This window comes from Ruegeria sp. CG1 (assembly GCF_056537265.1).
On record NZ_JBQFRF010000002.1, the window covers coordinates 796,452 to 816,937 of the forward strand.

A 20,486-nucleotide genomic window follows, 5' to 3' on the forward strand; every position below is an offset into this window, starting at 1 on the left:
GATTTAGGCCGCTTGCGTCCGCCTTGCAAGGCAGGGTTACGAATTGGCCGAGATTATCAGGTCAGGTCCAAATATCGTGTCAGCGTGATTGTGCAGATAAATCTTGAGCCACGGGGTAAAACGGTCGGGATGCCGTTTCACCTCGGCCAGCAGATCGTGGTAATCGACCCAGCGGATATCCATCACTTCTTCCGGGTTAGGCTCGATTTTTAGGGCCCCACGCACATGGGCCAGAAAGACATCGACCACCTCGTTCTCGACCATTCCGTTGCCGACATCGGCGTGATACTCCAATCGATGCCGGTATTCGGGGTAAAGTCCGGTGATGCCCAATTCTTCGCGCAGGCGCCGGACGGCACAATGCGAAGCGCTTTCGTCCCAATCCGGATGCGTACAACAGGTATTCGCCCATAGACCCGGCGTGTGGTATTTGCCCATCGCCCGGCGTTGCAGCAATATCTCGGTCCCGCGCACGGCAAACACGGACACAGCCTTGTGTCGCAGCCCCTTTTCATGCGCCTCCAGCTTGTCGACGGGTGTCAGTTCGCCCTCAACCCAAGCCGGGATCAAGATTCCCATCTGTCGTCTCCTGTTGGCGATCTCCGGTGCACATGGCCTTACCGGTTTTCCCCAAAGTGGCGCTGATTACAATGTCAATCAATCGCACGAAAGGCCGCAGGGGCTGCGGCATTTCGAAGTTCGTCTGTAAACCTGTTGGCGGAGTTACTCTCCCGAAACGCTCACGATATAGGCGTAAACGTCTTCGGCGCCCTTCTTCAGCTTGAAGGTCATTTTCGACTTGGCCGAGGTTTCCCCCAAATAGTCTTTCAAGAATGCTTTGGGGTCTTGGGCGTAGGCCACGAAAGTCTCTTCATCCCAGACCAGACCATTTTCGCCCGCGGCCACGATGCTATCGCCGTATCTGAAGCCTTCTTCAGTGCCGGCGGTGCGGCCTGCGATTCCGTACAGGTTCGGACCCGTCTTACCGCCCTTAACGATAACTTCACCCGCAGGGTCAGCAATCATGTGACAGGATTTACATTTATTGAAGGTCTTCTTACCCGCTTCGGCATCACCTTCTGCATAGACAGGAAGGGCCAGCAGACCGGCAATTGCGGTGGCAAGGATACGATTCATAGCTTTTGCTCCGATATGAATTGGCTGCACCGAATGGATCGCTGGCACAGCAGAGAGTCAACGCGCAGATTGCCGCGCGACGGCACTGTGTCACAGGCGATCGGTGTCGTACTTAACCGAAGTCATGTAACTGCGACCAGCAGGGCAGCAGGTCGCCAGCGCGGGGGGAAGCCAGATAGATAGCCCGTGCAATCGCGCGCGCAAGACAGATCGAGGCCGCATGGCCGATCATCGCCATCGCCTCGGGGCCAACCGTGCGCGCGCAGGTGCTGAGACCGAATACCAGATCCCCATCGCCAGGCGTGTGCGCAGGCACGATGGCGCGGGCGATGCCGTCATGGGCTGCTACCGCCAGACGCTGGCATTGCGGTTTGGTCAGCGCTGCATCAGTTGCAACTATAGCAATCGTGGTGTTTGCGCGATCTGGCGGAGCAGAATGCATCATCTGCGCCTTACGGCTGACAAGAGAAGAACCGAGGCCCGAGGTCGGATCTGGCCCCAATCCACCGAACTCGTCATCGATCTCAAACGGCGCAGCCCAAAAATGCCGATCACCCGGTGTGGTTACGCTGCCAAGCGGATTGGCCGCAACCAGCGCGCCGACGGTTACGCCACCCTCAAGCTTTAACGAAGCCGAGCCTAAGCCACCCTTGTGCATCGCGGCCAATGCGCCGGTACCAGCCCCCACCGAGCCCAGTTCAAATTCTGGTGAGGCGGTCAGATACGCAGACTTCCCTAGATCGCGATAAGGATTTTCGGTCCAGTTCTTATCTCCACCATTGAGTAGATCGAACAGAATCGCGCCCGGCACGATGGGCACGACGGCCGAACCGACCTGAAATCCGCGCCCCTGAGCGCGCAATGCGTCTGAAACGCCCGAGCACGCATCCAGTCCAAAGGCCGAGCCGCCGGACAAAGCAATCGCGTCGACCCGATCAACAGTTTTGTCGACCGCCAGAAGGTCGGTCTCACGCGTGCCGGGGGCGCCGCCCATCACATGAACCGAAGCTGTGAACGGGTTGTCCGCCGTCAGGACAGTTGTGCCTGATTTAAGCGTATCATCGTGCGCATTGCCAACCTTGAGGCCAGCGACATCAGTGATCAGGTTTCTGGGTCCGGGGTTCATTTTCGTCTCGCACACTGGGCCGGAAATCGCGCTGGCGCGCGCTGCCTCCGGCGGAGATATTTATGGCCAGATGAAGGGCGGATCAGATGCATCGGCCTCCGTCCACTTCCAGGGCTGTGCCGGTGATCATGCTGGCCTCGTCCGAGCAGAGGAAACAGGCGGCGTTTGCCATATCTTCGGGGGTTGAGAAGCGACCAAGCGGGATCGTCGACAGGAATTTGGCGCGGATTTCCGGGGTGTCTTCACCCATGAAGGATTTCAGCAGCGGGGTTTCACCCGCCACCGGGCAGATCGCGTTGACGCGCAGGCCCGAGGGGGCAAGTTCGACGGCCATCGTCTTGGTCGCGGTGATCATCCAGCCTTTGGAGGCGTTGTACCAGTTCAGATTGGGCCGCGGCGACAGGCCTGCTGTTGAGGCCACGTTCAGGATCGCCCCCGCGCCACGTGTCTTCATCTGCGGAACAAAGGCGCGCGCGGTCAGGTAAACGGATTTCATGTTCACGGCGAAGACGCGGTCGAATTCATCGTCATCGACGTCCTCAAGTGGGGCCGGCAGGTGCGTCACGCCCGCATTATTCACCAGAATATCAAGCTTTCCGAATTCTTCCGACACCGCATTTGCCATTGCCTGAACCGATGCCGCATCCGAGACGTCAACGTGCTGTGCGATGGCATTCGTGCCGACCGCAGACGCCATGTCGGAAGCCGCTTCGCCATTGATATCTGCGATCATCACGCGGGCGCCTTCGGTCAGGAATTTTTGCGCAATCCCAGCGCCGAACCCGGATGCGCCGCCGGTTACGATGGCGGTTTTTCCCTCAAGCCTCATGGCTTTACCTCCCCTGCGTCTTGCACCGGCAGAGTAGCAACGTGCAGCGAAACTGCCAGATCAATCTTCGGACACTTTGCCTCGCAGGGCTTTGACATCCGCGCGGGCTTTCTTAGCAGCAAGCCTTCGCTTGACCGAACCATAAGTGGGTTTGGTCGCGATCCTGCGCTTGGGATTGACCAAAGCCCGCGTGATCAGTTCAGCCAACCGGGCGCGCGCGATGTCGCGGTTGCGGGCCTGAGAGCGTGTTTCTTCACATTGAATGATGATGGCGCCGTCCTTGGTCCAGCGACGTCCGGCCAGCCGTTTCAGACGTGTCTTGACCGGATCAGGCAAGGAAGGTGAGCGCGCGGCCTCGAACCGCAGCTCAACGGCGGTGGAGACCTTGTTGACGTTCTGCCCACCCGGACCAGAGGACCGCACGAAGCTTTCGGTCATTTCCCAGTCTTGCAGGGCGATATCGTCGGTGATGCGCAACATGGATCGGACCTTACAGGGCGCAGTTGAAAACAAAAAGGGCCGCCCCGGCGGGACGGCCCTTCGAAAGCTCAGGAGGTTGGGTCGGTTAGATCAATCGACCAGCCGGAGCGAGCGCTCCGCCAAGGGCTGCCTTAACAGGCGATCCCCCCGGTTGTTCCAACACCTCTCTCCAATCTCTTTCTCGACACTGGATCACCTCCTTTTCTATCTGTTGCGGTTAACTTTGAGCCTGACACAAGATGCGCCAATCTCAAAGCACTTTTTTATGCAGGCTGCGCGGCGGTCAAACGGGCAACAATCACCTTGAACGGAATCAGGGCGATTAGCGCCAGCGACAGTTTCACCAGCCAGTCGGCGAAGGCCAGCGTTACCCAGAGTGGGGCCATCGAGCCGGACAGCATGAAGGGCACAGGCTCCCACGCCCAGTTGATCGCTGCATCTGCATTGGCACCAAAGACGGTAACCGAGGCCGAGAACGCCAGGGTAAAGAAGATCGCGGTGTCCAGCGCCGAGCCAACCAGTGTCGACACCAGCGGCGCGCGCCACCAGCGGCCACCACGCAGTGAGTTGAACACAGTGACGTCGGTCAATTGCGCAATCAGGAAGGCGGTGCCCGAAGCCACAGCAATGCGCAGCGGTACGGCTGCATAGATAAACCCGTCACCCTGCAGCATGATCTGGCTGCCGATCAGCGAGCAAATGATACCGGTGACAAAACCGGCGAATACGACCTTGCGGGCCGGACCCACGCCATAGACGCGGTTCATGATGTCGGTGACCAGAAAGGCCAACGGATAGGTGAAGGCACCCCAGGTCAATAGGCCATCAAGGATCAGGAACTGGACCAGGATGTTTGAGGCCACGACGATCGAGGCCATGGCAAGGATGCCGGGAATATAAGAGCGTTGCATTTTCAGATGCCCGTTTTGACAAGGTAGCGGCGACTTGGCCCCAGGCTCATCCCGAGGCAGGCCGTGCGTTTAGACCTTTGTATGCGGCCTGTCAATCAGGCAGCAAGTATTCCACCAACTCGGTACGTTGCAAGGAACGAAAATTGTCGTCCGAAACCATGGTTGCGCGCAACCGCCCGTTCTGATCGCGCCAGACCGAAAGACCCTCCAGATTGTCATGGGCCCCGGTAGCGGTTTCAAACAGCGTTTCTTCGGCCTTGGGCACGTCGCCAGAGATCACCCAGCGTCGCAGGCGTGAGCGGAAGCCGATGAAAGCCACCGCACGCTCTAACACATAGAGCCTCCCGTCGGGCCCGAAATCCGCTGCAACCGGTAGGAACTTTCCACGGGGCGGCAACACAAAAGGCGCTGACCAGCGTGCGCCATCCCAGCGATAGACCGGTATATCGCCTCGAACAGTGCGGGTCTTTTCGGTCAGCGTATACAACCGCCCGCGACCATCTATCGCCAGCGCTTCAAATGAGCCGTTGAGGTCCATATTCAGGAACTCTCGCGGGCGCGGCAGAACCCGTCCATTGGCGTCGGGGGCAGTGTAATGCACGACTCGGTGAACGCCTTCGAACGAGACGTAAACGCTGCCATCTGCAGCAACGGCGAGCCCTTCGGAATCCCCTGCCCTCCCCTTCAAGATACGGCCTTTGCTGGACAGAATCGGCCACTGGTCAAGGATTTGGATGTTTCTGATCGTATCTTGATCTCGTTCAATCCGCGCGGTGATCAGTGTTGACCGGTCACTGATAGCGACCATGTTCCGCCCGTTTTCGGAGATATGAATCGCCGAAAATCCACCGAACCAGTTGGCGTTGTCGCGCCAGACATAGCTGTCCAGCAGCGAAGCCTGCTTAAGCTCCATCGCCTGAACAGTCCCTGCCAGCAGAAGCGCCGTGATCAGTTGGATTGCAGAACGGCGGTACATTGCTGGGGTAGATCAGCCAGGCGAAACTCACGACGCTTTTTCGGTGCTGGCGCATTTGGATCAGGTGGCGGTGGGTTCAGAATATTGCGCACCCATTGCTGCGCCTCGGCGCAACCATCACCCTTGGGTGGCGGGTCCTGATTTACACAGCCTTTCGATCCTTTCGGGCATTTCAACCGCACGTGGAAATGATAGTGATGTCCCCACCATGGCCGGATCTTGCGCAGATATGCTTTGTTGCCCTTCTCGTTATTGCACATCTGCACCTTTGCACCCGGGAATACGAAGATCCGGGCAACGCGCTTGTCCTTAGCGGCTTCGCGCAATACCGCATGGTGCTGCTTGGTCCAGTTGCCGTTTACATACGCGCCGTTCGCGCGGCGCAAGGATATAGACGAGATATTCTCGCGTGCTTTGCGGCTTAGGCGCATGTTATCGCCCGGCAGCATCCAGATATCGATATCCAAACCCAACTGATGCGAACGATGGCCCGAGGTCATCGGCCCCCCCCGCGGTTGGCTGATATCCCCGATATAGAGACCATTCCACCCCGGTTGTTTCGCGGCAAACCGGCTGAGATCCTGCACATAGTCGATCGCCTGAGGATGCCCCCAATTGCGATTGCGCGACAGGCGCATGGCTTGCCAAGTTGGCCCGGTTTCAGGGAGTTGCACCGACCCGGCGGCGCACCCGCGCGAATAACTGCCGAATGCGGCAGATTTTTGCTGCGACCCAACCTTCTGGGCTCCGAATAACTGTTTGGCCAAGGGCTGTGCCGTGGCCGTGCCTGCCAGTTCTATTGCGGCCAGAACGGCCAAAAAACGTAGTAAAATCATCTGCTCTGATCCCCTTCCGGTTTCACCCAGCGCATCAGGACTAGGCCCAGAATAAACAACAGAATGATCGGTGACACCCCCAGTCTTGCACTACCGGTTGCTGCTGTTGCTATTCCGATCAATAGCGGCGCTGCAAAGGCGGTCGCCCGACCCGAAAGCCCGTACAGCCCAAAACTCTCGACCGGGGTGGCGGGATCAGTATGGCGTACCATCATTGAACGGCTGGCGGATTGCAGAATACCTCCCATGCCGCCGATCAGAACTCCGCACCCGAAGAACGCCATGTCCGGCAGGCCCGAGCCTACGGGTAATGAAATTCCGTAGATCTGTGTTCGATCCATCGACACAACCGTTACGCAGACAAAGATCAGAACCCAAATCGCAACCAATATCACCGGTTTAGGGCCGTACTTGCGATCCATCTTGCCCCCGATCCACGCAAAGATGGCCGAGGCCAGAACGCTGACGATTCCAAATACGCCGATTTTTATCAGGTCCCATTCAAGCACCAACCGCGCGTAGACGCCTCCGAAACTGTATAGCCCGTTCAACGCGTCGCGATAGAACATCGACGACCCCAGATAGGTCGCCAGACTGACCCGGTGACGCAAAGCCGCCACGGACTTGCCCAGCAAGCGCAGCGCCTCACCCACGCTACCCTGTTTGTTGGTCTCAGGATCATCCCGAACCCACAGGAAATACGGCACCATGAACAACACGAACCATCCAGCGGTGAAGGGGCCGACAAACCGCGTCCCTTCACGCGTTGCCGCATCCAGCCCGAACAACGGATCCACACCAATCAAGGTCTTGCCGTTGGGCTGTTCAACAAACAGCGCCAGCATGATGGCCAGCGACAGCAGGCCTCCGAAATAGCCGAAGGCGAAGCCCGAACCTGAAATCTCGCCCACTTCTCTATCGTCACCCAGATCGGGCAGCTGAGAGTTGATGAAGATCAGTGCATATTCTGCGCCCACAAAGCCCAGACCAAAAGCCGATAGCATCAACCACATGTTCGAGCCATCGGGCATCGTATACCACAACGCGGCAGACCCCACCGCGTACATCACCGAAAACCCGAGAATCCACGGGATGCGCCGACCCGAAACATCCGCCATCGCGCCCAACAGGGGCGCTCCGAACGCGATGATCAGCCCAGTTATGGTCAGGCAATTCGCCCAGACGGTCTGCGCCTGCGCCGCCGCAGCATCGGTGTCTAATCCGGTATTCGCATAGTATTGAGCCGCCACCCCGGCGAAATAGGGGCCAAAGACAAAGGTCACCAGCAATGTATGGAACGGCTGGCTGGCCCAGTCGAAAAACCACCAGCCCCAGATGCGCTTACGCTTGGAAATCTCCGCCATCTCTGCCCCATATTATTATTGTTGCGATCATAAGACGGGGCTTTGGGTCAATTCGCAAGCGTTCTGTTGGGGCGCACTTGCTCTTTGCGGCTGTGACGCTTAGGTCTCAGGACAATTGACGAACGGAGTGCCCATGCTGTCGCTGATCCAAATCCTTCTGCTGATCCTGGACATTGTCTGGTTCATCATCCTTGCCCATGTGATCATGAGCTGGCTGATCAACTTCCAGGTGCTGAACCTGCACCAGCAACTGGTGGCGCAAATCTGGTACGGACTGAACCGTTTGTTAGAGCCGATCTACGGCCCCATTCGCCGCATTCTACCCGCCATGGGCGGTCTGGATCTGACCCCTCTGGTGGTGCTGATCGGGGTCTATGCGTTGCGGATCATTCTGATCAACAACGCGGTCTATTTCTACTGACCTCTTGTTCACCGAATCTTAGTATGTGATGGTCCTGTCTTAAGAGCAGATAAACCATAAAACAGGACCCTCCGTCGCATGTTCGACTCCGCACCCTTGTTGCGAGACGTTTTCGGATTCGACGACTTCCGCCCCGGTCAGGAAGAGATCGTCGACGCCGTGACCGCAGGTGAAAACGTGCTGGCGATCATGCCCACTGGTGGGGGCAAGTCCTTATGTTTTCAGTTACCTGCGTTGCTGCGAGACGGCGTGACTGTTGTGATCTCTCCGCTGATCGCCTTGATGCGCGATCAGGTGCGTGGGCTGCAGGAAGCCGGTGTCGAGGCGGGCGCGCTCACCTCGGGCAACACCCCCGAAGAAACTGATGCGGTATGGGACGCATTAGAGGCTGGGCGGCTCAAGCTTCTGTATATGGCGCCCGAGCGTCTGGCCGCCGGGTCGGCGCTGGGGATGCTGCGCAGGATTAACGTCAATCTGATCGCGGTGGATGAGGCCCATTGTGTCAGCCAATGGGGCCACGATTTCCGCCCTGATTATCTGCGGATCGGAGAGCTGCGGCGCGCTTTGAATGTGCCCCTCGCCGCGTTCACCGCGACAGCGGATGCGGAAACGCAGGACGAGATCGTCGAAAAACTGTTCGACGGTGTTGAGCCGCGCAAGTTCCTGCGGGGGTTCGACAGGCCCAATATCCATCTGGCTTTTGCCGCCAAGGATGGACCGCGCAAACAGATCCTCGATTTCGCTGCCGCGCGCAAAACCCAATCCGGCATCGTCTATTGCGGGACCCGCAACAAGACCGAGGTGCTGGCGCAAGCCCTGCGCGCCGAAGGTCACACGGCCTGCCACTATCACGGCGGGATGGAGGCCGAGGATCGCCGCATCGTGGAAGCTCGGTTTGCGCGCGAGGACGGGCTGATTGTCGTCGCTACGGTCGCCTTTGGCATGGGTATCGACAAGCCGGACATCCGCTGGGTCGCCCATGCGGATTTGCCGAAATCGATCGAGGCCTATTATCAAGAAATCGGTCGCGCCGGGCGCGATGGTGGACCAGCCGAGACCCTGACCTTGTTCGGGCCTGACGATATCCGACTACGACGCTCACAGATCGACGAAGGGCTGGCCCCACCTGAACGGCGCATGGCGGATCATGCGCGTCTTAACGCGCTGCTGGGATTGGCCGAAGCACTGAAATGCCGCCGCCAGAGCTTGCTGGGGTATTTTGGGGAACAGACTGAACCCTGCGGCAAGTGCGATCTCTGCGACAACCCGCCTGAAGTCTTCGACGGCACAACGCCCGTCCGCATGGCTCTGTCCGCCATTCTACGCACCGAGGAATGGTTCGGCGCAGGTCATCTGATCGACATTCTGCTTGCCAACGAGACCGATAAAATTCGCGCACGGCGACACGACAATCTGTCCACCTACGGCATCGGCAAGGACTGGTCGCGCCCACAATGGCAAGCGATCTTCCGGCAGATGATGGGCCATGATTTGGTGCGCCCCGACCCTGAACGCCACGGCGCGCTGCGTATGACAGAAACCGCCAAACCCATCCTGAAAGGTGAGGCGCAGATCGATCTGCGCAAGGATACCATCCGCAAAGCCACCCGACGACCCGCTGTCAAATCGATGGTGTCCGAGGAAGACGCGCCGCTGCTCTCGGCGCTCAAGGCCAAGCGGCGCGCACTGGCCGAGGCCGCTCGGGTCCCGGCTTATGTCATTTTTCCTGATCGCACCCTAATCGAGATGGCAGAAACCCGACCTGCAAATCTGGATGACATGGCGCGGATCAGCGGTATCGGGTCAAAGAAACTGGAGCGCTATGGATCCACTTTCCTTGAGGTGCTGACCGGCGCGGTAGAAGAATTGCACCCGGCGCGGCGCAAGCTTGCCGGCCGCAATCAGGGCGACATTTACGATCAGTTGCTTGAGGTTCAATCACAATTGTCGCGTGGCCCCGACGGGATCGACAAACCGCTAAGCTGCACGGCCTCGCAATTGGCGAAAGTGGCACAACTGCACCCGGATGATCCACGAGCGATGGAGCAGGTTCTGGGTGACCGTCGTCACGAAAGGTTTGGCGCGGCGTTTCTGGACGTGCTGCAACAGGCGGGCTAGATACGCCTGAGCAGGCGAGAAACGAGGGCGGATATGCTGGTAGTGATTTCCCCGGCCAAGCGGCTGGATTGGGCTGAACGAAACGTCGAAGTGACACAACCCGATTTTCAGGATGACGCGATCCGCTTGTCGAAGACCGCACGCAATCTGACATTGGGCGATCTGAAAAAATTGATGGATCTGAGCGATGATCTGGCTCGCCTGAACCGCGACCGGTATCGTATGTTCTCGGACGCGCCCGATGCGGAGACGACGCGCCCTGCCGCACTGGCTTTTGCGGGCGATACCTATCAAGGGCTTGAAGCCGCATCGCTGGATGCCGACGAAATGGCCTGGGCACAGGATCACCTGCGCATTCTGTCCGGGCTTTATGGCGTATTGCGCCCGCTGGATGCCATACAGGCCTACCGGCTTGAGATGGGTAGTAAACTGAAAACCAGACGCGGGAAAAACCTGTACGAATATTGGCGCGATCAGCTAAGCAAGGTGCTGAACGCGCAGGCCGCAGAAACTGACAGCAAGGTTCTGGTGAACTGCGCCAGTCAGGAATACTTCGGCGCGGTCGACCTGAAGGCACTGAAGCTGCCCGTTGTGACCCCGGTCTTCATGGAGGACAAGGGCGGCACCCCCAAGATCGTCAGCTTCTTCGCCAAGAAAGCGCGCGGTGCGATGGCACGCTACATCATCCAGCACCGCCTGACCGATCCCATTGGCCTGTTGGATTTCGACAGCGGTGGTTATGAATACAGGGCAGATCTGTCTGACGACTACAAACCTGTGTTTGTTCGCCCCTATCAGGCCTGATCGAGCAGTGAAGGGTCGTAGGCTACAAGCTCAACGGTGTTCCCTTCGGGGTCTTGGGTGAAGATACCGCGCCAGCCGATCCAGCCGAAATGCTCGACCCGATAAGGCTGGTCGATCTGGTCGTACCAGCGCATGACAGCATCCTGTTCGACAAAGGGCAGCGACAGCGCGATATGGTGCAGGGCCGAGGCGCCCCCTGTTACTGGCACTGCCGCGCCAGTCTGGCCCGATCCACGCTCAGAGCCAACAGATTGGTGAAACAGGGCCAGCACCTGTGTATGTCCACCAAACCCTTCGGCAATCCGAAAAAAGGTGATGGCGCTGTTATGGTCGCCTTGCAATCGCTGCAACCCGATCACCTTCTCATAGAAATACACCATTGCCGCCATATCGGCGCAGCGAATTGCAATCTCACCCAATCCCCGGGGGCGAAAACCGCGCTCATCTGACATAAATCGATCCTATTCCGTACTTTCACCTTCTGCACCGACCAATTGGGCATCGGCTGGACGATGTTCCAGTATCATCTTGTGGATCAGTTTCTTGTGCAACGGTTTGGTCATGTAATGATCAAGCCCGGCTGCCAGTATGCCCTGATCATCCCCTGTCATGGCATAGGCCGTCAGGGCCACTATGGGAACATGTCGATCCGTTCCGATCTCGCGCCGCCGGATTTCACCCGTCGCCTCTTTCCCATCCATCTTGGGCATCGAGATATCCATGAAAATCAGGTCCGGGTCGAAACTGGCGAAGGTTTCGATCGCCTCCAACCCATTGGAGACGAATCTCAAATCGATATTCAGATCTTTGGTCATCTTTTGAAGGATCAGTTGATTGGTTCGATTGTCCTCGGCTGCCAGAACCCGCATCAGCCTCTGATTCTGCGGAACTTGCGCATGAGTCTCGGGATCAGCGACGCAGTCGTCACTGCGATCCGACTTGAATACAGGAGCACCCAGCGCCATCAGCCGTGAATACAGCTCGGCGCGAGGAATGGGCTTTTGCAACACGCCGTCAATCATGCGATGGGCCGGGTCGGCATGAATCACACCCGGATTGGCCGACATCACCACAATTGGCAGATCACCCCATCCTTTGTCGCGCAGTGTTGTGGCGAGTTCCAGACCGTCCATGTCCGGCAGATCGTGATCGCACAGCACCAGATCAATAGTTTTGTCCATTGCAGAAAGCGCTTCAGCCCCTGTTGAACAGGTGAGCGCCTGAGACCCAAGGCGGCTCAGTTGCTTGGTCAAAATGGCGCGGTTGACGGCCATATCCTCGACCACCAGAACCTGGCCCAACTGCCCCGCCAGATCGGGCGGAACGGGCTGCGGACCTTCGGCCGTGGGCAGCGTGATACGAAAACCAAAGCAAGATCCTTTGCCCGCGTCACTTTCGACCCAGACGGCACCGCCCATCATCGAGATCAGCCGCTTGGTGATTGCCAGCCCCAAACCCGTGCCTTCGAATTGGCGGTTCTGAGCATCCTCAACCTGATTGAATTCACCAAAGATGTGCGGGACCTTGTCGGCTTTGATTCCGATACCCGTATCCTCGATGGCCACGTGGATGTCGCAGGTTTCAGTTGTCGCGTCAGGAACACCGGTCACCCGGATAAGGACATGGCCCTGCGCGGTAAACTTCACTGCATTGCCGACAAGGTTGGTCAGAATCTGCCGAATCCGCCCCGGATCACCCACAAAAAGCGTCGGCAGGAACAGGTCATAGTCCACCAGCAAGGTCAGGCCCTTGTCGCGTACGCTGGGTTGCAACAGCATCGCAACCTCAAGGATACAGCGCTCCAAATCGAACTGTTCGGGGTGCAGCGTCAACTTGTCGGCCTCGATCTTGGAATAGTCGAGAACATCGTTGATGATGACCAGCAAAGCCTCGCCCGAATTGCGAATTGTGCTTACATAGAGCCTTTGTTCTTCGTTCATCGGGGTTTCGGTCAGCAGTTCGGTCATACCGACGATCCCGTTCATCGGCGTGCGAATCTCATGGCTCATATTGGCCAGAAAGGCGGATTTGGCGCGGTTTGCGGCCTCGGCCCGTTCACGTGCAGCGTTTAGCTCGGCCTCATGCCGGACCGAGGCTGTGATGTTCAACGCCAGGCTCAGCACGTCACCGCCGTGGCCCCGCTGATCAATCAGCCGGATATACTGGCCGTTCCACAACTGGATCACCTCGGGTTCGGGGTGCGGTTGCGCCCAGCGTGCAAGCATACGCGCCTGCCAGTCCGCGATATTCTCCGCGCCGATGTCCACGATACCTTCATGGGTCAGAATTTCGAGAATACGCGTGTAGCTGATCCCCGGCGCGACCTCTTCCAGCCCATCGAAAACGCTTAGGTAAGCGGCGTTGGCACCGATCAGTGTGTTGTTGCCGTCGAAAAAAGCAAACCCGTCAGGGATGGTCTGGATCGAATGCCACAGGCGGCGTTCAGCCACTTCGATCTTGGCATTGGCTACGGTCAGATCGGATTTGACCTTTTCGTTTTCATCGCGAACCGTCGCAACCTCGGCCTGAGTCTCATCGATCTGACGTGTCAATGCGATAGCATGACGTCCCAATTTGCGGTTGGCAGCAGACAACTCGGCCTGTTTCAGATGCAACAACCGCTCGGCCGCCAGTCGTGCGCGCCGTTCCTGCGCCAGTTTCTCAGCAAGACTCATGTAAAGTTTTCCCGCGATAATCTGCTCAGAGCATCGCGGTAGAGCATGAAAAAGTGCTTAAGCAGCGTTAGCGACGTCCCTCACGCAACCAACCGGCCAAGAGGAACCCGCCGGCCAGCAACAGCACCAGCCAGGGTGGAAGCAACCCGGCCTGTGTAACATCGCGGGTTTCATAGGCGTCGCGCGGGGTCAGACCAATCCAGCCCCGACCTGCTGCCGGTCGGCCCGCACGGACATTCCGTATTGAGGGCAGACCCTCTTCCAACCGGATCGTTCCTCCGCGCAGGCTGGCCAGAACGGGGCTTAGAATCTCATCGGTCGCGATCGTGCGCTCGAATTCCTTTGGTGCAGCAGGACCAAGACCGATCACGGCAGAATGCGCACCCTCTTCCAGACGGTACAGGCCAATTTCAGGGCCGAAGTACTGCGCCTCGAACCGACCGGGCGAGACTTCGTTTAGCGTAATCTCCAAGGTGTCGCCATTGGGGGGGGTGACGGTGACTGGGCCAACCTCATCCTCCAGCGTTTGACGGATAATGCGCATGGACTGGCCGTTCGCTTCGGCCCACAGCGCCTCTTCCTCAAGCTCGGGTTCTTTCATCATCCAATGCGCCAGCCTGCGGAGTAGTTCCAGCTGCGGGCCACCGCCCTCAAAGCCGCGGCTCCATAGCCAGGCGTGGTCTGATGCCATCAGCGCCACACGGCCTTCACCCACGCGATCCAACAGCAGCAACGGACGATCATCCACGCCGGTCATGAGCATATTGCCGGACAGCTGGCTGACATCGATCTGGCGCAGCCAAGCGCCCCAAGTCTCAGCATCGCCCAGATCAGCGGTAACCGGATGACGCTGGCCCAGATCGGTGACCATGGGCACGTACCGTTCCTCGTAAACCCGCGCACTGGGTTTTGCGGGCAGGACCGGCCCAAGCGGGGATCGGTACAGGCTGTCAGCCGTGGCAAAATCAGGGCCAGCAGCGACCAGCACCGCGCCACCATTGACGATATAGTCGCCAACATTATCCAGATAGATCGCAGGAAGGATGCCGCGCCGTTTGTAGCGGTCAAAGATGATCAGGTCGAAATCATTGATCTTCTCTAGAAACAACTCTCGCGTTGGGAAGGCAATCAGTGAGAGCTCATCCACCGGTACGCCATCCTGTTTTTCCGGCGGCCGGAGGATGGTGAAATGGACCAAATCAACCGAGCTGTCAGATTTCAGCAGGTTGCGCCAAGTACGCCCGCCCGGATGCGGCTCGCCCGATACCAGCAGAACACGCAGGCGATCCCGCACACCGTTCATCTGGATCAGAGCCGTGTTGTTGCGGTCGGTCAGTTCGCCCTCGGCCTGCGGGACCGTGAACTGGATGACGTTCCGACCACCATGCGGCAGCGTGATCGGGAGCTCGACGTCCAGACCGATTGGAATGGTGAACTGCTCGGGTTCACCTCCGTCGACGGAAATCTCAAGCGGAGCGTTAGTAACTCCAGCAGGCGCAGCGCCAGTATCTTCGACGCGCAGGGTCAGGGTCACGGGCTCACCGATAATGGCGAAGGCTGGGGCGTTACGCACGATCAGGCGCCGATCCCAATCGCCTTCGCGCCCGGTCTGCAACAGATGCATTGGAGCAGGCAGGTCGGGTGCCAGGTCTGCATCATGAACGATGCCGTCTGACACCACGATAATGCCCGCAATCCGCGCACGGGGTTCTTCGGCCAGTGCCGCGTTCAGCGCAGCCATGACCTGCGTGCCCTCGTCACCATCGCCGTCACCAACCTGGATGCGGCGCAGCTCGGTATTGTCTCGGGCTTCGATCTCGGTCGCGAGGTCGTTGGCAGCCTGAGCAGTCTGTTCGGCACGATCCGATAGGGTTTGACTGGCGCTTTCATCTTCGATCATCAACACGATGTCGGTAAGCGGCGCGCGATCTTCGACCTGATAGACAGGACCGCTAAGCGCCCCGAGGATGACCAAGGCCGCCAAGCCGCGCAGGGCCCAGCCCGACAGACCGCGCCAAAGCGCCAGAACCACACCTGACATGGCAATCAATGCCACGGCTGCCAGAAACGGCCACGGGATTAGCGGGTCAAAGATGACGGTTCCGGTCATTGTCCCAACCTGTCCAAAAGCGCGGGCACGTGAACCTGATCGGATTTGTAATTCCCGGTCAGCACATGCATTACCAGATTAACCCCAAACCGATTGGCCAACTCGCGCTGTCGTTCTCCGGCATAACCGCGACCCACGGGCAACAGGGACTGACCGTTGCGATCCACCGCCCAGGCCCCGGCCCAGTCATTACCGCCGATCACCACCGGGGTCACGTTATCGTTGAGGTTTCGGAAGGGCATTCCTTCGATCTGCTCGGCATCGGGTGGCGCGGCTTCGACCCAGACCTCGGTGCCAGAATATCGTCCGGGAAAATCCTGCAACAGGTAGAAGGCGCGAGTCAGCACGTGGTCACGCGGAACAGGCTCTAACGAGGGGATATTCAGCGGTGCCGCCAGCTGTTGTAGCTTGCGCCCATTGGGACTGGAGGCCCCGAAACCGGCGATATCGGCATCGCGCGTGTCAAACAGGATCATCCCACCCGACCGCAGATAGGCGTTCAGCTTTGCATAAGCTTCAACCGAGGGCTGCGGCTGGTCCGGAGTGACAGGCCAATAGAGCAGCGGAAAGAATGCAAGCTCATCACGTTCAAGGTCGATGCCAATCGGGTCGGCGGGTTCGACCGAAGTGCGAAAATGCAGCGTCTGCACCAACCCACGCAGCCCGGCCAGCGCGATATCGTCGACCTGAGCATTCCCGGTAAGTACATGGGCCAACACAAGCTCATGCGTCGCGTTCAATGCAAAATCGGTGTCTTCAGGGGTCTGCGCCCGCGCCTCGGGGGCAAGGAACACGGCAGTAAGCGCAAATGCAACAGGGGTTGCCTTGGCCAAGCGCCCCGACAACGCCAAAGACGCAATCACATCGATTGTCAGCAACAACAGTGCAAGGCCAAGCAACAGCCCTTCCAACGGAGTCTCATTGCTGATCTCCTGACCCCGGATTGGGACGTCAGACGGCCAGACCACCGGGGATAGTACAGCATCCTCGGCAAGAACATTCCGCGCCAGTTTCTGCTTGCCGTTTTCATAAAGCCCCGGGCGCAGGTCCGGCCCGATTTGCCCAGAAACCAGTTCGACTCCATCGACACCGGGCAGCGTTCCTGCGTCAGTCAAAACACCGAAGCCATCCATTATTTGAATCGGCTCCCATACGGTACCCTGCATCTGAGCCTCTTGACGCGATTTGGCAGCAGAGGCAACGGCAAGCCGGTCGAGCATTTCGACAAACAGCCCGGACAGCGGCAGGCTGGACCATTCCGCATCAGCCGTGACATGGAACAGAACCACCTGCCCCAGCCCCAGCGGTTTTCGGGTCACCAATGGTGTGCCATCCGACAGTGACGCAATGACCCGATCCGCCAAATTAGGATCTGGTTGTGCCATGACCTGAGTGCTCACAGAGACGTCCGCAGGAATCTTCAACCCATAGAACGGCGAGTTTTCAGTGAACGGAGCAAGCCCCTTCGCTTCACCCCAGCTCATGGCGCCGCCGACCGAGCGGCCACCGCTACGAAGTCGAACCGGCAACAGTGCATCCTCAGTATCGCGCCCCAGATCGCTGGCGGCCATGCGTGGGCCGGCAAAGCGCAGCAGTAGGCCGCCCTGTTCAACCCATTCGACGACTTCAGCCTGTTCCGACTCGGACAGCTTGGCCACATCCGCCAATACGATCACATCCGGGTTCGCGGGGAGAACCTCGGCCAGGCCGCCTTCGACAAAATCAGCGGTCGGAATCAGCACCTGTGTCAGGTAGTGAAGCGGCGACAGTAACTCTAACCCTTCGCGGTTCAGGGTACCTGCGATCAATGCCACTTCGCGCCGACGCAGGCTGTCATCTGTCAGTGTAATGGCACCGGCAGAGCGCTGGCCTTGAATCTCGAACCGTGTAATGCGTGCGCGCAGTTCCGATGGAAGCGCAAGATCAATTTCCGCCTGCGTAGAGCCGTTTTCGAACTCAAGATTGGTCGATTGCAGCACCCGCATTGCTCCTGCCGGGTCGCGCCCTTGCGCCAGAACGGTGACTCTTTCCTCTGGTCCTGGATTAGCGCGCTGTACGCTGAGTCGGATTGCGCCGTCCTGATAGGTGGCGGGCAAGATCGCGGTAACGGGTGCAGAGGATTGGTAGACAATCACGTCCCCACGCGCCTGCAGGGCAGAAGTCAAACGATCATGGCCGACATAGGACAGACGGTCGCTGAACCAATGGGTGTCGAAGCCACCTTCGACCTGTCCCAACGCGATCAGAGTTTGGTCAATCTGCGCTTCGGTTGGCTGCCACGGCATCGGTGTAAGGCCCGGCAGACGACCACGCCACGCCTCGGCGGCCTGAAACACAGGTGCCTCAGGCTCAGTCAGACGCAAGATCGACACAGGACGACCCGCCCGCCCGGCTTCCGTCAATTGCGCATCAATCTGATCAAGTGTCGAGGACCAACGTGTCGCGCCCCCCCAGCTTGCATCCAGCACCAGCAGAAGCGGCCCGGATCCGGTCTCATCGCGTGAGGGGTTCAGCACCGGCCCTGCCAGCCCGATGATGATCGCTGCGGCTGCCAGCATCCGCAGTAGCAGCAACCACCATGGTGTACGGTCCGAAACGCTTTCATCATCCTTCAATCCCAGCAGCAAGGTGACCGCCGGGAAAAGACGTCGGATCGGTGCAGGTGGGACGGCACGCAGAATCAACCACAAAATCGGAAGGGTCAGAAGACCCAGCAGCACCCAAGGCGCGGTAAATCCGATTCCTGCAAGAACCGTCATTGCGCACCCCCATCTAAGGCGCGATAAAGCCACAACAGAGCCGATTGAGCGCTGTCATCGGTGTGATGGAGCCCCATCTGCCAGCCAGTCGCGCGGCACAGGTGGGTCAGCGCATCCTTGCGCGCCGCTAAGCGATCCAGATAACGATCGCGCAAATCAGCGGCCTTCAAGGTTTCATGTCGAGCGGTGCCACCAACACTTTCAAAAATGGTACGTCCCGAATAGGGAAAGGACTCCTCGCTGGGGTCCAGAACCTGCAGCAACACGCCGCGCACGCCCCGGTCAGCGGCTTTGGTAAGGGCCAGCTCGACCTCGTCCAGCGGCCCAAGAAAATCCGAGATAAACACCGCACGCGCATGCGGGATCATGGCGCGGTGTTCGGGTGGCGCGTAATCGGTTTGCGCATCTTCAGACCAGGCTTGGGCCAGCCGAATGATCTGAGCATTCCCCCTGCGCGGGGGCAGCGTCGTGCCAGTCAGACCAACGCGCTCGCCACCACGCACAAGCAGGATAGCGGACGACAGCCCCAGCAGGCGCGCACGATCGGCCTTGGTCGGCAAGTTCTTGTCCGAAGCAAACCGCATCGACGCGCCCTGATCGACCCAAAGCATGATCGACTGTGCAATCTGCCATTCGCGCTCACGTACAAACTGCTGATCACCACGGGCCGAACGGCGATGGTCGATCAACCGGCGACTGTCGCCAATCTGCGCAGGGCGGTACTGCCAGAAATCATCCCCCAGACCCGAGCGTCTCCGCCCGTGATCGCCCAATAAAACGGTTCCGGCCAGATGCTCGGCCCGCGCCAATAACGGCGGCAACCGGGACGCTTCGGCCTCGGAGCGTTCGCGTAGGGTCTGGGCGGCGCTCACGCCGCGGCCTCAGTTCGGACCAGCCCAGTAGCGGTGGACTCAATCAGGTCAGAGAGGCTGTCACCACGTGCCCGCGCCGCGAAGTTCAACGCCATACGGTGGCTGAGAACCGGACGCGCCATGGTCAGAACATCCTCGGCATTGGGGGCCAAACGGCCTTCCAGCATCGCATTTGCGCGCACGGTCATCATCAGAGCCTGCGCAGCGCGCGGTCCGGGACCCCAGGCAACAGTTTCCTTCACCCGCTCTGACACACCTGCCTCATCCGGGCGGAAGGCGCGGACCAGATCGAGGATCAGTTCGACAACCGACTCTCCTACAGGCATCCGGCGCAACAGAACCTGTGCGGCCAGCAATTCTTCTTTGGTGAAAATCTGATGCGCCTCGGCTTCCTCAACACCCGTGGTAGCCAGCAGAATATCACGCTCGGTCTGGCGATCCGGATATTCCACGTCGACCTGCACTAGAAACCGGTCCAGTTGAGCTTCGGGCAATGGATAGGTCCCTTCCTGCTCAATCGGGTTCTGCGTTGCCAGCACATGGAACGGTACGCCCAATTCGCGGTCTTCGCCCGCGACTGTCACCGTACGCTCTTGCATCGCCTGCAACAGCGCCGATTGGGTCCGGGGACTGGCACGGTTGATCTCGTCCGCCATCAGCAACTCACAGAAAATCGGGCCGGAGATGAACCGGAAATGGCGGCTGCCATCTTCGGCAGTATCCAGCACTTCCGAGCCCAGAATATCAGCAGGCATCAGGTCCGGCGTGAACTGGATGCGGTTGCCATGCAGGCCCATCACGGTCGAAAGCGTCTCGACCAACCGCGTCTTGCCCAGCCCCGGCAGACCGATCAGCAGCGCGTGACCGCCGCACAAAAGCGCGGTCAGGGTCAGGTCCACGACCTTCTCCTGCCCGATAAAGCGGCGGGTGATCGAGGATTTGGCCTCTTGCAGCTTGTTTTCCAGCGCTTCGATCTCGGACACGAGGTCGGCAGGTTCGGACATGAGGTTCCCTTCCGTGGACTGTTATGATTGAAGTGTATCGCGCTGAGAGGAAATGGCAAAAGCA

The 20,486-nt window shown here is 59.0% G+C and carries 18 protein-coding genes; 3 read left to right on the forward strand and 15 right to left on the reverse strand.

All coding sequences use genetic code 11. The features are described from left to right. Positions 1–36: 36 nt before the first annotated feature. The 9 genes from idi to ACR0AU_RS09370 all read right to left on the reverse strand — a co-directional run bounded on the left by idi (position 37) and on the right by ACR0AU_RS09370 (position 7,659). On the reverse strand, positions 37–579 hold the full coding sequence (gene idi, locus ACR0AU_RS09330) for an isopentenyl-diphosphate Delta-isomerase (protein WP_170394917.1): 543 nt from the start codon (positions 577–579) through the stop codon (positions 37–39). A 144-nt stretch (positions 580–723) separates the two neighbouring features. Continuing rightward, positions 724–1,137: a c-type cytochrome gene (locus ACR0AU_RS09335; RefSeq protein ID WP_170394920.1), complete on the reverse strand. Its 414-nt coding sequence runs from the start codon at positions 1,135–1,137 to the stop codon at positions 724–726. A 112-nt stretch (positions 1,138–1,249) separates the two neighbouring features. Further along, positions 1,250–2,263: a P1 family peptidase gene (locus ACR0AU_RS09340; protein ID WP_170733941.1), complete on the reverse strand. Its 1,014-nt coding sequence runs from the start codon at positions 2,261–2,263 to the stop codon at positions 1,250–1,252. A gap of 82 nt (positions 2,264–2,345) precedes the next feature. Next, on the reverse strand, positions 2,346–3,092 hold the full coding sequence (locus ACR0AU_RS09345) for an SDR family oxidoreductase (RefSeq protein ID WP_170733942.1): 747 nt from the start codon (positions 3,090–3,092) through the stop codon (positions 2,346–2,348). Positions 3,093–3,152: 60 nt separating this feature from the next. Next, complete coding sequence (arfB, locus tag ACR0AU_RS09350; protein ID WP_170394928.1) at positions 3,153–3,572, reverse strand: alternative ribosome rescue aminoacyl-tRNA hydrolase ArfB; 420 nt, start codon at positions 3,570–3,572, stop codon at positions 3,153–3,155. A gap of 263 nt (positions 3,573–3,835) precedes the next feature. Next, positions 3,836–4,483, reverse strand: coding sequence for a queuosine precursor transporter (locus ACR0AU_RS09355; protein WP_480795598.1), 648 nt, complete (start codon positions 4,481–4,483; stop codon positions 3,836–3,838). 91 nt (positions 4,484–4,574) lie between these two features. Continuing rightward, positions 4,575–5,459, reverse strand: coding sequence for an esterase-like activity of phytase family protein (locus ACR0AU_RS09360; protein WP_480795599.1), 885 nt, complete (start codon positions 5,457–5,459; stop codon positions 4,575–4,577). Next, entirely contained in the window at positions 5,432–6,295 is an 864-nt protein-coding gene (mepA, locus tag ACR0AU_RS09365; RefSeq protein ID WP_480795600.1) for a penicillin-insensitive murein endopeptidase, read from the reverse strand. Before mepA ends, ACR0AU_RS09360 begins: the two co-directional genes overlap by 28 nt. After that, positions 6,292–7,659, reverse strand: coding sequence for an MFS transporter (locus ACR0AU_RS09370; protein ID WP_170733946.1), 1,368 nt, complete (start codon positions 7,657–7,659; stop codon positions 6,292–6,294). The genes mepA and ACR0AU_RS09370 overlap by 4 nt, the downstream gene beginning before the upstream one ends. 133 nt (positions 7,660–7,792) lie before the next feature. On the opposite strand from ACR0AU_RS09370, the gene ACR0AU_RS09375 reads away from it, so the two are divergent. From ACR0AU_RS09375 to yaaA, 3 genes are all read left to right on the forward strand, one after another. After that, positions 7,793–8,080, forward strand: a complete 288-nt coding sequence (locus ACR0AU_RS09375) for a YggT family protein (protein WP_170394943.1) — start codon at positions 7,793–7,795, stop codon at positions 8,078–8,080. Between the two features lie 78 nt (positions 8,081–8,158). Continuing rightward, positions 8,159–10,198, forward strand: coding sequence for a DNA helicase RecQ (gene recQ, locus ACR0AU_RS09380; RefSeq protein WP_480561901.1), 2,040 nt, complete (start codon positions 8,159–8,161; stop codon positions 10,196–10,198). A gap of 33 nt (positions 10,199–10,231) precedes the next feature. After that, positions 10,232–11,002 carry a peroxide stress protein YaaA gene (gene yaaA, locus ACR0AU_RS09385; protein ID WP_170426033.1) on the forward strand — a complete coding sequence of 257 codons (771 nt, stop codon included), beginning with the start codon at positions 10,232–10,234 and terminating at the stop codon, positions 11,000–11,002. Here yaaA and ACR0AU_RS09390 read toward each other — a convergent pair. From ACR0AU_RS09390 to ACR0AU_RS09415, 6 genes are all read right to left on the reverse strand, one after another. Then, complete coding sequence (locus tag ACR0AU_RS09390) at positions 10,993–11,454, reverse strand: VOC family protein (protein ID WP_170733948.1); 462 nt, start codon at positions 11,452–11,454, stop codon at positions 10,993–10,995. The genes yaaA and ACR0AU_RS09390 overlap by 10 nt on opposite strands. Positions 11,455–11,463: 9 nt before the next feature. Beyond that, positions 11,464–13,677: a response regulator gene (locus tag ACR0AU_RS09395; RefSeq protein ID WP_480795601.1), complete on the reverse strand. Its 2,214-nt coding sequence runs from the start codon at positions 13,675–13,677 to the stop codon at positions 11,464–11,466. 67 nt (positions 13,678–13,744) lie between these two features. Further along, entirely contained in the window at positions 13,745–15,787 is a 2,043-nt protein-coding gene (locus ACR0AU_RS09400) for a hypothetical protein (RefSeq protein WP_170613419.1), read from the reverse strand. Then, positions 15,784–18,546: a DUF4159 domain-containing protein gene (locus tag ACR0AU_RS09405; protein ID WP_480795602.1), complete on the reverse strand. Its 2,763-nt coding sequence runs from the start codon at positions 18,544–18,546 to the stop codon at positions 15,784–15,786. Before ACR0AU_RS09405 ends, ACR0AU_RS09400 begins: the two co-directional genes overlap by 4 nt. Further along, positions 18,543–19,418 carry a DUF58 domain-containing protein gene (locus ACR0AU_RS09410; RefSeq protein ID WP_170733952.1) on the reverse strand — a complete coding sequence of 292 codons (876 nt, stop codon included), beginning with the start codon at positions 19,416–19,418 and terminating at the stop codon, positions 18,543–18,545. Before ACR0AU_RS09410 ends, ACR0AU_RS09405 begins: the two co-directional genes overlap by 4 nt. Beyond that, a complete protein-coding gene (locus ACR0AU_RS09415) occupies positions 19,415–20,422 on the reverse strand; it encodes an AAA family ATPase (RefSeq protein ID WP_170394959.1) in 1,008 nt (335 codons plus the stop codon). Before ACR0AU_RS09415 ends, ACR0AU_RS09410 begins: the two co-directional genes overlap by 4 nt. Positions 20,423–20,486 lie beyond the last annotated feature (64 nt).

Excerpts from the sequence above, each read along its gene's own strand:
- ACR0AU_RS09360 (WP_480795599.1), bottom strand. The coding sequence starts at position 5,459 with ATGTACCGCCGTTCTGCAATCCAACTGATCACGGCGCTTCTGCTGGCA.
- ACR0AU_RS09390 (WP_170733948.1), bottom strand. The coding sequence starts at position 11,454 with ATGTCAGATGAGCGCGGTTTTCGCCCCCGGGGATTGGGTGAGATTGCA.
- ACR0AU_RS09395 (WP_480795601.1), bottom strand. The coding sequence starts at position 13,677 with ATGAGTCTTGCTGAGAAACTGGCGCAGGAACGGCGCGCACGACTGGCG.
- ACR0AU_RS09415 (WP_170394959.1), bottom strand. The coding sequence starts at position 20,422 with ATGTCCGAACCTGCCGACCTCGTGTCCGAGATCGAAGCGCTGGAAAAC.
- ACR0AU_RS09405 (WP_480795602.1), bottom strand. The coding sequence starts at position 18,546 with ATGACGGTTCTTGCAGGAATCGGATTTACCGCGCCTTGGGTGCTGCTG.
- ACR0AU_RS09400 (WP_170613419.1), bottom strand. The coding sequence starts at position 15,787 with ATGACCGGAACCGTCATCTTTGACCCGCTAATCCCGTGGCCGTTTCTG.
- ACR0AU_RS09370 (WP_170733946.1), bottom strand. The coding sequence starts at position 7,659 with ATGGCGGAGATTTCCAAGCGTAAGCGCATCTGGGGCTGGTGGTTTTTC.
- recQ (WP_480561901.1), top strand. The coding sequence starts at position 8,159 with ATGTTCGACTCCGCACCCTTGTTGCGAGACGTTTTCGGATTCGACGAC.
- ACR0AU_RS09345 (WP_170733942.1), bottom strand. The coding sequence starts at position 3,092 with ATGAGGCTTGAGGGAAAAACCGCCATCGTAACCGGCGGCGCATCCGGG.
- ACR0AU_RS09335 (WP_170394920.1), bottom strand. The coding sequence starts at position 1,137 with ATGAATCGTATCCTTGCCACCGCAATTGCCGGTCTGCTGGCCCTTCCT.
- idi (WP_170394917.1), bottom strand. The coding sequence starts at position 579 with ATGGGAATCTTGATCCCGGCTTGGGTTGAGGGCGAACTGACACCCGTC.
- ACR0AU_RS09375 (WP_170394943.1), top strand. The coding sequence starts at position 7,793 with ATGCTGTCGCTGATCCAAATCCTTCTGCTGATCCTGGACATTGTCTGG.
- ACR0AU_RS09340 (WP_170733941.1), bottom strand. The coding sequence starts at position 2,263 with ATGAACCCCGGACCCAGAAACCTGATCACTGATGTCGCTGGCCTCAAG.
- arfB (WP_170394928.1), bottom strand. The coding sequence starts at position 3,572 with ATGTTGCGCATCACCGACGATATCGCCCTGCAAGACTGGGAAATGACC.
- yaaA (WP_170426033.1), top strand. The coding sequence starts at position 10,232 with ATGCTGGTAGTGATTTCCCCGGCCAAGCGGCTGGATTGGGCTGAACGA.
- ACR0AU_RS09355 (WP_480795598.1), bottom strand. The coding sequence starts at position 4,483 with ATGCAACGCTCTTATATTCCCGGCATCCTTGCCATGGCCTCGATCGTC.
- mepA (WP_480795600.1), bottom strand. The coding sequence starts at position 6,295 with ATGATTTTACTACGTTTTTTGGCCGTTCTGGCCGCAATAGAACTGGCA.